The 10,300-nt window shown below is 56.8% G+C and carries 18 protein-coding genes and 1 tRNA gene; all 19 read right to left on the bottom strand.

Annotated features, from left to right (window positions below; genetic code table 11):
• Positions 1-71 precede the first annotated feature (71 nt).
• Positions 72-902: a GTPase-associated system all-helical protein GASH gene (locus tag AC1Q5S_RS11495; RefSeq protein WP_492238907.1), complete on the bottom strand. Its 831-nt coding sequence runs from the start codon at positions 900-902 to the stop codon at positions 72-74.
• Positions 903-1,292: 390 nt separating this feature from the next.
• Positions 1,293-1,369 (bottom strand) — tRNA-Met (locus AC1Q5S_RS11490).
• A gap of 22 nt (positions 1,370-1,391) precedes the next feature.
• The gene (rplQ, locus tag AC1Q5S_RS11485) at positions 1,392-1,784 is read right to left on the bottom strand and encodes a 50S ribosomal protein L17 (protein ID WP_303835123.1); all 393 of its coding nucleotides are present in this window, start codon (positions 1,782-1,784) and stop codon (positions 1,392-1,394) included.
• Between the two features lie 88 nt (positions 1,785-1,872).
• Positions 1,873-2,868, bottom strand: a complete 996-nt coding sequence (locus AC1Q5S_RS11480; protein ID WP_092698008.1) for a DNA-directed RNA polymerase subunit alpha — start codon at positions 2,866-2,868, stop codon at positions 1,873-1,875.
• A 109-nt stretch (positions 2,869-2,977) separates the two neighbouring features.
• Positions 2,978-3,601, bottom strand: coding sequence for a 30S ribosomal protein S4 (rpsD, locus tag AC1Q5S_RS11475; protein ID WP_303835126.1), 624 nt, complete (start codon positions 3,599-3,601; stop codon positions 2,978-2,980).
• 90 nt (positions 3,602-3,691) lie between these two features.
• On the bottom strand, positions 3,692-4,096 hold the full coding sequence (rpsK, locus tag AC1Q5S_RS11470; RefSeq protein WP_005793662.1) for a 30S ribosomal protein S11: 405 nt from the start codon (positions 4,094-4,096) through the stop codon (positions 3,692-3,694).
• A gap of 18 nt (positions 4,097-4,114) precedes the next feature.
• The gene (gene rpsM / locus AC1Q5S_RS11465) at positions 4,115-4,480 is read right to left on the bottom strand and encodes a 30S ribosomal protein S13 (RefSeq protein WP_005793659.1); all 366 of its coding nucleotides are present in this window, start codon (positions 4,478-4,480) and stop codon (positions 4,115-4,117) included.
• A gap of 23 nt (positions 4,481-4,503) precedes the next feature.
• Positions 4,504-4,617, bottom strand: coding sequence for a 50S ribosomal protein L36 (gene rpmJ / locus AC1Q5S_RS11460; protein ID WP_005793651.1), 114 nt, complete (start codon positions 4,615-4,617; stop codon positions 4,504-4,506).
• A gap of 145 nt (positions 4,618-4,762) precedes the next feature.
• Entirely contained in the window at positions 4,763-6,082 is a 1,320-nt protein-coding gene (secY, locus tag AC1Q5S_RS11455; protein ID WP_026435319.1) for a preprotein translocase subunit SecY, read from the bottom strand.
• A gap of 24 nt (positions 6,083-6,106) precedes the next feature.
• On the bottom strand, positions 6,107-6,538 hold the full coding sequence (gene rplO / locus AC1Q5S_RS11450; RefSeq protein WP_026435320.1) for a 50S ribosomal protein L15: 432 nt from the start codon (positions 6,536-6,538) through the stop codon (positions 6,107-6,109).
• A 10-nt stretch (positions 6,539-6,548) separates the two neighbouring features.
• A complete protein-coding gene (rpmD, locus tag AC1Q5S_RS11445; protein ID WP_007861725.1) occupies positions 6,549-6,731 on the bottom strand; it encodes a 50S ribosomal protein L30 in 183 nt (60 codons plus the stop codon).
• A gap of 14 nt (positions 6,732-6,745) precedes the next feature.
• On the bottom strand, positions 6,746-7,264 hold the full coding sequence (gene rpsE, locus AC1Q5S_RS11440) for a 30S ribosomal protein S5 (protein WP_303835162.1): 519 nt from the start codon (positions 7,262-7,264) through the stop codon (positions 6,746-6,748).
• Positions 7,265-7,281: 17 nt separating this feature from the next.
• Positions 7,282-7,647, bottom strand: a complete 366-nt coding sequence (gene rplR, locus AC1Q5S_RS11435) for a 50S ribosomal protein L18 (protein WP_035240896.1) — start codon at positions 7,645-7,647, stop codon at positions 7,282-7,284.
• 11 nt (positions 7,648-7,658) lie between these two features.
• Complete coding sequence (gene rplF, locus AC1Q5S_RS11430) at positions 7,659-8,192, bottom strand: 50S ribosomal protein L6 (protein ID WP_026435323.1); 534 nt, start codon at positions 8,190-8,192, stop codon at positions 7,659-7,661.
• Between the two features lie 25 nt (positions 8,193-8,217).
• Positions 8,218-8,613 (bottom strand): 30S ribosomal protein S8, encoded by a 396-nt coding sequence (gene rpsH / locus AC1Q5S_RS11425; protein WP_008906523.1) that lies wholly within the window; start codon positions 8,611-8,613, stop codon positions 8,218-8,220.
• Positions 8,614-8,633: 20 nt separating this feature from the next.
• Entirely contained in the window at positions 8,634-8,939 is a 306-nt protein-coding gene (rpsN, locus tag AC1Q5S_RS11420; RefSeq protein WP_007861712.1) for a 30S ribosomal protein S14, read from the bottom strand.
• A gap of 8 nt (positions 8,940-8,947) precedes the next feature.
• Positions 8,948-9,487, bottom strand: a complete 540-nt coding sequence (gene rplE / locus AC1Q5S_RS11415; protein ID WP_092698010.1) for a 50S ribosomal protein L5 — start codon at positions 9,485-9,487, stop codon at positions 8,948-8,950.
• Positions 9,488-9,496: 9 nt separating this feature from the next.
• Complete coding sequence (rplX, locus tag AC1Q5S_RS11410) at positions 9,497-9,817, bottom strand: 50S ribosomal protein L24 (RefSeq protein ID WP_026435326.1); 321 nt, start codon at positions 9,815-9,817, stop codon at positions 9,497-9,499.
• A 9-nt stretch (positions 9,818-9,826) separates the two neighbouring features.
• Positions 9,827-10,195: a 50S ribosomal protein L14 gene (gene rplN / locus AC1Q5S_RS11405; RefSeq protein ID WP_007861702.1), complete on the bottom strand. Its 369-nt coding sequence runs from the start codon at positions 10,193-10,195 to the stop codon at positions 9,827-9,829.
• Between the last annotated feature and the right edge of the window lie 105 nt (positions 10,196-10,300).

The raw sequence follows: 10,300 nt of genomic DNA, 5'->3' as shown, positions 1-10,300 counted from the left end.
CGTAGCCCGGCTACACCCCAACAGGTGGGGTCAATATTGGATGAAAAACCGGGGTCAGGATTACGCGGAAATCAACAGGTGCGGCGCTGCAGGCCAGCTGTGGCGCCACTAAAGCTGGTCAATGCCGCTTCAACGTGTGCGGAAACCGACTTGGCCAACGACGACAATGGCTCGGACAGGTCGACAGGTGGGGGGGCCAGCTCCGCGGCCACTGCGTCTACAGCGTCCGCGATTGTGCTGGTCATCAGCTTCGCGAATTCCTGAGACCACGCTTGCGGATTGTGGGCAGGCTGCTGTTGGTTATTTGGAGCGGCTCCCCAGGGCCCTGCGGCCGAATGGATCTTACCTTTCAGGTCTGACCGATCGATTGTGGGAGCCTCGAAGTCGGCCGCACTCGCTTGCGGAGCCGTGTACTTCAGCGGCTCGACCGAGATCATCTCCGGCGTTGCCCACTCGGCTTCTGCACGCGCGTCGACCTTGGTCTCGATTTCGCATACAGCATCGCGCCAAATCGGAGCTTCGTCAGCGGTCTCGGCATGCGCTAGCGCATTGCGCGCCGTATTTACGAAAGCGACCGCGATGGCGTCGTCCTCACGAGCTGCCTGGACAATTGCATCGAGCAAAACAACTCGCAAGACGTTTACGGGGCGTCCCGAAAAAGCATTGGCAACGGTCTCCCAGCGCTTGCGAAGCGCCGCCATTGCCTCTTCCACGACAGGGTCCGTTGGCGGAACCGATGGATCAGCGGCCACCATCGTGAAGCTGACCGTCTTGGACGGTGCTTTTTTTAGCGCCAAGGACAAATCCTTTGCGGTGGCCCGTAACTTCTCCAGCTTGGTGTCATCGCTGTTGAGGTTAATCGCCCCTATCTCGAGGAACCTCATCAGAAACTCTTGCTCCATCGACAGCCTCCCTGACTTTTCTCGTGATGTTTTGAAATCATACTAGGCCTCGTGTACCAGCCGCAGGCCCGGCCTTGAACCGAGCAAACCAATGGCCGGTAGCTGGCCGACAGCGTGAGTTCGGCCTCGGCTACCGGAGGGCTGGAGTCGCTGCTGAACCGCCACTCAATTTGTTTGAGCATTGAGCGTCTGCGTATCTGCTCTGCTCTGCGCCTCAGCGTTTCAAAAATGTACAGGCGCTCTGCCCATATGTGAGACAGTCACATACCCAAAGGTCGTATGAGCTACTTCCGGAAAATGTGACGACACAGACCTCGTCACAAACCTCGACACAAAACAAAAAGGCCCACCGAAGTGGGCCTTGAAGACAAGCCAAGTGCTTGATTTGATTGGTTGCGCGAGGAGGATTTGAACCTCCGACCTTTGGGTTATGAGCCCAACGAGCTACCAGACTGCTCCATCGCGCGGTAAGAAATAAATTATACCCTATTATTCAGCAGTTGTCGCGTTCGTTTCGGTTTCTGCAGCACGATCCACCAATTCGACGAGCGCCATAGGTGCATTGTCACCCACGCGGAAGCCCATCTTCAGGATACGGGTGTAGCCGCCAGGGCGCACCTTGAATCGGGGGCCCAGGTCGTTGAACAGCTTGGTCACGCTGTCGCGATCACGCAGACGATTGAACGCCAGGCGGCGGTTTGCCACGGAATCTTCCTTGGCCAGGGTGATCATGGGTTCGATCACTCGGCGCAATTCCTTGGCCTTGGGAACGGTAGTCTTGATGGCTTCATGCTCGATGAGCGAATTCATCATGTTTTGCAGCATCGCAAGACGGTGCGAGCTGGTGCGGTTGAGTTTGCGGAGTCCGTGTCCGTGGCGCATGGTGCTTTCCTTCTATTAATTAAATCAGGCAGCCGTATCAGGTACTGCCCAACGCACTGGCCCCTTGAGGGGAGCCTTAAATTATAACTTAACGCTTGTCCAAACCGGCTGGCGGCCAGTTTTCCAATTTCATGCCCAGCGTAAGACCACGCGATGCGAGCACTTCCTTGATTTCGTTGAGCGACTTGCGACCCAGGTTGGGGGTCTTGAGCAACTCGTTTTCGGTTCGCTGGATCAGGTCACCGATGTAGTAGATGTTCTCCGCCTTCAAGCAGTTGGCGGAACGCACGGTCAACTCCAGCTCGTCCACCGGACGCAGCAGAATCGGATCGAACGTGGCGTTGGTCGCGCGGCCACCCGAGGCGGACTCGAACGTAGGAATTTCTCCCCCTTCCAGCTGTGCAAATACAGCCAGCTGCTCCACCAGGATCTTGGCCGATGCACGCACTGCGTCTTCGGCAGTGATGGCACCATTGGTTTCGATCTCGACGATCAGCTTGTCCAGGTCAGTGCGCTGTTCGACGCGGGCGCTTTCGACGGTGTAGCTCACACGCTTCACCGGAGAGAACGATGCATCCAGGACGATCCGGCCAATCGACTTGGTCGATTCGTCAGCATAGCGGCGCAGGTTGCCAGGGACATAGCCACGCCCCTTCTCGACCTTGATTTGCATGTCCAGCTTGGCACCGGCAGACAAGTTGGCGATCACATGATCAGGATTGACGATTTCCACGTCATGTGGAGTCTGGATGTCACGCGCAGTGACGACGCCTTCGCCATCCTTGCGCAAGCTCAGCGTCACCTCATCCCGATTGTGCAGCTTGAACACCACACCCTTGAGATTCAGAAGAATGTTGACCACATCTTCTTGAACACCATCGATAGACGAATACTCATGCAGCACGCCTGCAATGGTGACTTCCGTCGCTGCGTAACCCACCATGGACGAGAGCAGGACACGCCGGATGGCATTGCCCAACGTGTGGCCGTAGCCACGTTCGAACGGCTCAAGCGCTACCTTGGCACGATTGTGACCAAGCTGTTCGACATTAATCGCCTTGGGTTTCAGCAAATTGGTTTGCATGCAACTTCCTCTCAATACCCCCAGCTCGTTACACCGGTAAGGCTGGTGAAGCGCCTAAACCGCGATGCCTCGCGGTTCAGGGACGGTTTCTCAAAATACGTACGAGCGATTAGCGCGAGTACAACTCAACGATCAGGGATTCGTTGATGTCGGCGCCAAACTCATCACGGTCTGGCACCTTCTTGAAGATACCTTCGGCCTTTTCCGCATTGACGTCCACCCAGGCAGGCATGCCAACTTGGGCAGCCAGCTGCAGGGCTTCAACGATACGGTTCTGCTTCTTGGACTTTTCGCGCACAGCCACCACGTCGCCCGTCTTCACGAGGTACGACGCGATGTTCACGGACTTGCCGTTCACGGTGATTGCCTTGTGGGACACCAGCTGGCGCGCTTCAGCGCGGGTCGAACCGAAACCCATGCGGTACACGACGTTGTCGAGACGGGATTCCAGCAGGAACAGCAAGTTGGCGCCGGTGTTGCCCCTCTTGCCTTCAGCGGCTTCGAAGTAGCGGCGGAACTGCTTTTCCAGCACGCCGTACATGCGCTTGACCTTCTGCTTTTCACGCAGTTGCAGACCGTAGTCGGAGGTACGGGCACCGGAGGTGCGGCCGTGCTGACCAGGCTTGGAGTCGAACTTGGACTTGTCAGCGATCGAGCGGCGAGCGCTCTTCAGGAACAGGTCCGTGCCTTCACGGCGGGAGAGTTTGGCCTTGGGGCCGAGGTAACGTGCCACTTGAGCTTCCTTTGTGTCATCTACCGCAAACCATTGCGGGAGCCGCCTGAGGCGCTTGCGCGTTCACAGGCGGCGGTGGGCTTAGAGAGATTAGATACGACGACGCTTTTGAGGGCGGCAGCCGTTGTGTGGCACCGGCGTCACGTCGGAGATCGACGTGATCCGGATACCCAGTGCGCCCAGTGCGCGCACCGAGGATTCACGGCCAGGACCGGGACCCTTGATTTCAACGTCAAGGTTCTTGATACCCTGATCGATGGCGGCGCGACCGGCCACTTCCGAAGCCACCTGGGCTGCGAATGGGGTGGACTTGCGCGAGCCCTTGAAACCTTGGCCACCGGACGAAGCCCACGACAAGGCGTTGCCCTGGCGATCGGTGATCGTGATGATGGTGTTGTTGAACGAGGCGTGCACGTGTGCAATACCGTCCGAAACGTTCTTCCGGACCTTCTTGCGAACGCGCTGGGCTGCGTTATTGGCAGGAGACTTAGCCATGATGATCTTTCAATCTCTTTATTTCTTCAGTGCAGCTGCGCCCTTGCGCGGACCCTTGCGGGTGCGTGCATTGGTACGGGTGCGCTGACCACGCATTGGCAGACCGCGGCGATGGCGGAAGCCACGATAGCAGCCGATGTCCATCAAGCGCTTGATGTTCATCGTGGTTTCGCGGCGCAGATCACCTTCGATGGTGAACTGCTCGATTTGTTCGCGAATTTTTTCCAGGTCGCTATCAGAAAGATCTTTGATCTTCTTGCTGTAAGCGATGCCAGTTGCTTCGCAAATCTTGCGAGCGCGGGTACGACCAATGCCAAAAATGGCGGTCAGACCGATTTCCGCGTGCTTGTGCGGCGGAATGTTAATGCCAGCGATACGTGCCATATGCGTCCTCTAATACTTTCCAATCAACCTTGGCGCTGCTTGTGACGCAGATCCGTGCAGATCACGCGCACCACACCCTTGCGGCGGATGATCTTGCAGTTGCGGCAGATTTTTTTGACCGAAGCCGAAACTCTCATTGCATTCTCCTAAAACTTTTCCATCCGTCCCGGCTGCTTTGCCTGGAACACAATTTGTGCCCGCGAAAAACCGTGGGGCGCCAACTCAACCGATATTCAGCTCTTTACAGGCAGCGCCGCGATGCGACCTCCACCTTCCAATCCATCAACCGCCCGCGTTGCCTTTGAAATTGGCCTTCTTGAGCAGCGATTCATACTGTTGCGACATCATGTAGTTCTGAACCTGGGCCATGAAGTCCATGGTCACCACCACAATGATCAGCAGCGACGTACCACCGAAGTAAAACGGAACGTTGTACTTCAAGATCAGGAACTCTGGCAGCAAACACACGAAAGTGATGTACACAGCGCCTGCCAAGGTCAACCGAACCAGGATCTTGTCGATATAACGGGCCGTTTGCTCACCTGGGCGAATGCCTGGAATGAACGCACCGCTCTTTTTCAGGTTGTCTGCAGTTTCACGGCTGTTGAACACCAGTGCCGTGTAAAAGAAGCAGAAAAAGATGATTGCCGTAGCGTAGAACATCACGTAGATGGGCTGACCAGGAGTCAGCGCACCCGAGATGTCCTTCAGCCAGCGCATCGACTCACCCGCACTGAACCAGTTCACCACCGTCGCCGGCAGCAGAATGATCGACGAAGCAAAGATCGGAGGAATCACGCCCGCCATGTTCAGCTTCAGGGGCAAGTGCGACGACTGACCGCCGTACACCTTGTTACCCACCTGCCGACGAGCGTAATTCACCAGAATCTTGCGCTGACCACGCTCCACAAACACCACGAAGTAAGTCACGAGACCCACCACAATGACGATGAAGATGGCAGCCAGAATGCTCATGGCACCCGTGCGAACCAGTTCCAGAAGACCGCCGATAGAACTCGGCAATCCAGCAGCGATACCAGCGAAGATCAGGATCGAAATCCCGTTGCCCAGACCACGCTCGGTGATTTGCTCACCCAACCACATCAGGAACATCGTGCCAGCCGTGAGGCTGACCACTGCGGTCATGCGGAATCCGAAGCCAGGACTGAGCACCAGACCTGCCGAGCTTTCCAGCGCAACAGCAATACCCAGCGACTGAAACAGGGCCAAGCCCAAAGTGCCGTAGCGGGTGTACTGCGTGATCTTGCGGCGACCAGCTTCGCCCTCCTTCTTCAACTGCTCGAACGTGGGGACCACGTAGGTCATCAGCTGCATGATGATCGACGCCGAGATGTACGGCATGATCCCCAGAGCAAAAACCGTGAAGCGCGAGAGCGCACCACCCGAGAACATGTTGAACAGGTTCAGGATACCGCCCTGCTGGCCACTGAACAGCTGCTGAAGTTGGGCTGGATCGATGCCTGGCACAGGGATATGAGCCCCGATGCGATACACGACCAGCGCAAGCAACAGAAAAACCAGACGACGACGCAGGTCGCCGAATTTACCGGTCTTTGCAATTTGAGCCGCGCTAGTAGCCACAGATGTCTTCCTTCAGAGCCACAGTCAGGCGGCGCTGCCGCCAGCAGCTTCGATGGCTGCCTTGGCACCGGCCGTAGCACCCACACCGTTCAGTTTGACAGCCTTGGTGATGGAACCACTCTTGATGACCTTGACCACCTTCGCCAGCTCGCCCACCAGGCCAGCTTGCTTGAGCGCCAGGACATCCACTTCGGCCAGACCGAGTTGGTCCAAAGCGGTCAACGTCACTTCTGCATTGAACTTGAGCAGATGCGACTTGAAACCGCGCTTTGGCAGACGGCGTTGCAAAGGCATTTGACCGCCTTCGAAACCTACCTTGTGGTAGCCACCCGAACGCGACTTCTGACCCTTGTGACCACGGCCAGCGGTCTTGCCCAGACCGGAGCCGATACCACGGCCTACGCGGCGCTTGGCATGCTTGGCGCCGTCTGCGGGCTTGATGCTATTGAGTTCCATGATCTATCTCTCAGAGGACTTTGACCAGATAGCTGATCTTGTTAATCATGCCGCGCACTTCAGGCGAGTCCTGCAGTTCGCTGACACTGTTCAGCTTGCGCAGACCCAGGCCACGAACGGTGGCGCGGTGCGATTCCTTGGTGCCAATCGGGCTGCGCACCAGTTGAATCTTGACGGTTTGTTGCGTTGTCATATTCAAGCTCCGGTTCAGGCGAAGATGTCTTCGACTGTCTTGCCGCGCTTGGCTGCCACATTCGACGGAGTGGTCGAATTGACGAGCGCGTCAAACGTTGCACGGACCATGTTGTAAGGGTTTGACGAACCATGGCTCTTGGCCACGATGTCGGTGATACCCACAACTTCGAAAACAGCACGCATCGGGCCACCAGCGATGATGCCGGTACCCTTAGGTGCTGGATGAAGTTCAACCGATGCTGCACCGTGATGACCCTTCACCGAATGATGAATGGTGCCGCTCTTGAGCGAAACCTTCACCAGGTTGCGACGGCATTCTTCCATCGCTTTTTGCACAGCCGCAGGCACTTCTTTGGACTTGCCCTTGCCCATGCCCACGCGACCATCACCGTCGCCAACCACCGTCAGTGCAGCGAAACCGAGAATACGGCCACCCTTCACGACTTTGGTCACGCGGTTCACCGCGATCATTTTTTCGCGCAGACCGTCGTCCTGGCCTTCGCTCTGCACCTTGGGTTGAAATTTAGCCATTTTTAATTCCGTTCCGCTTAGAACTGCAGACCTGCTTCACGGGCTGCATCGGCCAAAGCCTTGACGCGACCGTGGTAAGCAAAACCTGCACGATCAAATGCAACCTTCTCGACACCAGCAGCCTTTGCTTTTTCAGCAATGCGCTTGCCGATTGCCTGGGCTGCAGCGGCATTGCCACCCTTGCCCGAACCGCCCAGCGACTTGCGCACATCGGCCTCGGCCGTGGACGCGCTGGCCAGCACCTTGCTGCCGTCGCCGGAAATCACACTGGCGTAGATATGGAGGTTCGTACGGTTCACGGTCAAACGTGCCACGCCTTGCTGTGCAATGCGGATACGCGTCTGGCGCGAACGACGAAGACGCTGCTCTTTCTTTGTCAACATGTTGCAGCTCCTTATTTCTTCTTGGTCTCTTTGATCGTGATCTTTTCGTCCGCATAGCGGATACCCTTGCCCTTGTAGGGCTCGGGCGGACGAACGGCACGAATCTCAGCAGCGATCTGACCCACGCGCTGACGATCAGCACCCTTTACGACCACTTCCGTGGGCGTTGGGGTTGCAACCGTGATACCAGCGGGCATATCGAAATTGACGGGGTGCGAATAACCGACCGCCAGGTTCAAACGAGCGCCAGTGGCCGCAGCCTTGTAGCCCACGCCAACCAGGCTCAGCTTCTTTTCGAAGCCCTTGCTGACGCCGATCACCATGTTGTTGACCAACTGGCGAATCGTGCCGCTCATGGCATTCGCTTCGCGGGACTCGTTCGCAGGCTCAAAACTGAGCTTGCCATCATTGCTTGACACCTTCACCAGCACATTCTGTGCAAGCGTCAGGACGCCACCAGAGCCCTTGACAGAGATCTGGTCATCTTTCACGGACACATCCACGCCAGCGGGGATGGTCACAGGCATTTTTCCTACTCGGGACATTTCAGTTTCTCCTCAATGCCGCGGGTTAGGCCACGTAGCAGAGCACTTCACCACCGACACCGGTAGCGCGCGCCTTGCGATCAGTCATCACGCCCTTGGGGGTCGTGACGATTGCCACACCCAGACCGTTCATGACTTGTGGAATGGAATCACGGCCTTTGTAGACACGCAGTCCAGGGCGACTGACACGCTCAATGCGCTCAATCACGGGACGGCCTGCGTAGTACTTCAGGGCGATTTCAAGTTCAGACTTGCCAGCTTCGGTTTTCACCTGGAAGCCGTCGATATAACCCTCGTCCTTCAGCACCTGGGCGATGGCAATCTTCACCTTGGAAGAAGGCACCAGCACCGTGGCCTTGGCGACCATTTGTGCGTTGCGAATGCGGGTCAGCAAGTCAGCGATAGGATCACTCATGCTCATGTTGTATCTCTCCTGCCTGCTTACCAGCTGGCCTTGGTGACACCAGGGATGTCGCCTGCAAAAGCCAGTTCGCGGATCTTGGCGCGGGCCAGACCGAATTGACGGAATGTTCCGCGTGGGCGACCGGTGATTTCACAACGGTTACGCTGACGCGTAGGATTGGCATTGCGGGGGAGCTTTTGCAGACCCAGACGGGCCGCATCACGCTCTTCATCGCTGCGCTTGGCATCGCCAGCAATCGCCTTCAGTTCCGCATACTTGGTTGCGTACTTGGCTGCCAATTTTTCGCGCTTCAGTTCGCGCTGGATCAAAGCTACTTTAGCCATGCTTCGCCTCAGTTCTTGAACGGGAAACGGAAACCAGCGAGGAGAGCCTTGGCTTCTTCGTCGGACTTGGCCGTCGTGGTGATGCTGATATTGAGACCGCGCAAGGCATCGACCTTGTCGTATTCAATTTCAGGGAAAATGATCTGTTCCTTGACACCGATGTTGTAGTTGCCACGGCCGTCAAAAGCACGACCGGAGATACCACGGAAGTCACGAACGCGTGGCAGCGCCACGGTCACGAAACGGTCCAGAAACTCATACATCTGCACGCCACGCAACGTGACCATGCAGCCAATAGCCTGGCCTTCGCGGATCTTGAAACCGGCGATAGCCTTCTTGGCCTTGGTCACCACAGGCTTCTGACCGGCGATCTTGGTCAGGTCGGCCACGGCGTTGTCCATCACCTTCTTGTCCGAAACTGCTTCGCTCACACCCATGTTGAGCGTGATCTTGGTCAGACGCGGGACTTGCATCGGCGAGGTGTAACCGAACTGCTTGATCAGCTCGGGAGCGACTTTGTCGCGGTAAATTTCTTGCAGTCGTGCCATGTTTACCCCTTAGGCCGCCTTGATTTCAGCGCCGCTCGACTTGAACACGCGAACGCGTGCGCCGTCAGCCTGCACCTTGATGCCTACGCGATCAGCCTTGCCGGTAGCCGCATTGAAGATGGCCACGTTGGACTGATGGATGGGCATAGCCTTTTCAACGATGCCGCCCGTCGTACCCTTCATAGGGTTTGGCTTGGCGTGCTTCTTGACCAGGTTGATGCCGTCGATGACGAGATAGGAGTCATCCTTGCGCAACGACACTGTGCCGCGCTTGCCCTTATCACGCCCCGTCAGCACGATGACTTCGTCGCCCTTGCGAATCTTGTTCATGGCGCGTCCTTAGAGAACTTCAGGAGCCAGGGACACGATCTTCATGAACTTTTCGGTACGCAGTTCACGCGTCACGGGTCCAAAGATGCGGGTGCCAATGGGCTCCAACTTAGCATTCAGCAACACTGCAGCGTTGCCATCGAATTTAACGAGCGAGCCATCGCCACGACGAATACCCTTCGCCGTACGAACCACCACCGCGCTATAGACCTCGCCTTTTTTGACGCGGCCGCGTGGAGCAGCTTCCTTGATGCTCACCTTGATGATGTCGCCAACGCTTGCATAGCGACGCTTCGAACCACCCAGCACCTTGATGCAAAGGACGGATTTAGCGCCGGTATTGTCGGCAACCTCTAACCGAGATTCTGTCTGGATCATTTCAATATTCCCAACTTGCACCAGAAGACAACAGCCCCAGAGAACTTCTCAAGGGCTGCAAATCAGCCAGTCAGTCTTGGGCCCGTCGTCCGCACCGCAAACCAT

Source organism: Acidovorax sp. GW835-FHT14B10 (assembly GCF_058793725.1).
Note: the sequence above shows the minus strand (reverse complement) of the source record. Positions and strands in the feature narration are given on the sequence as shown.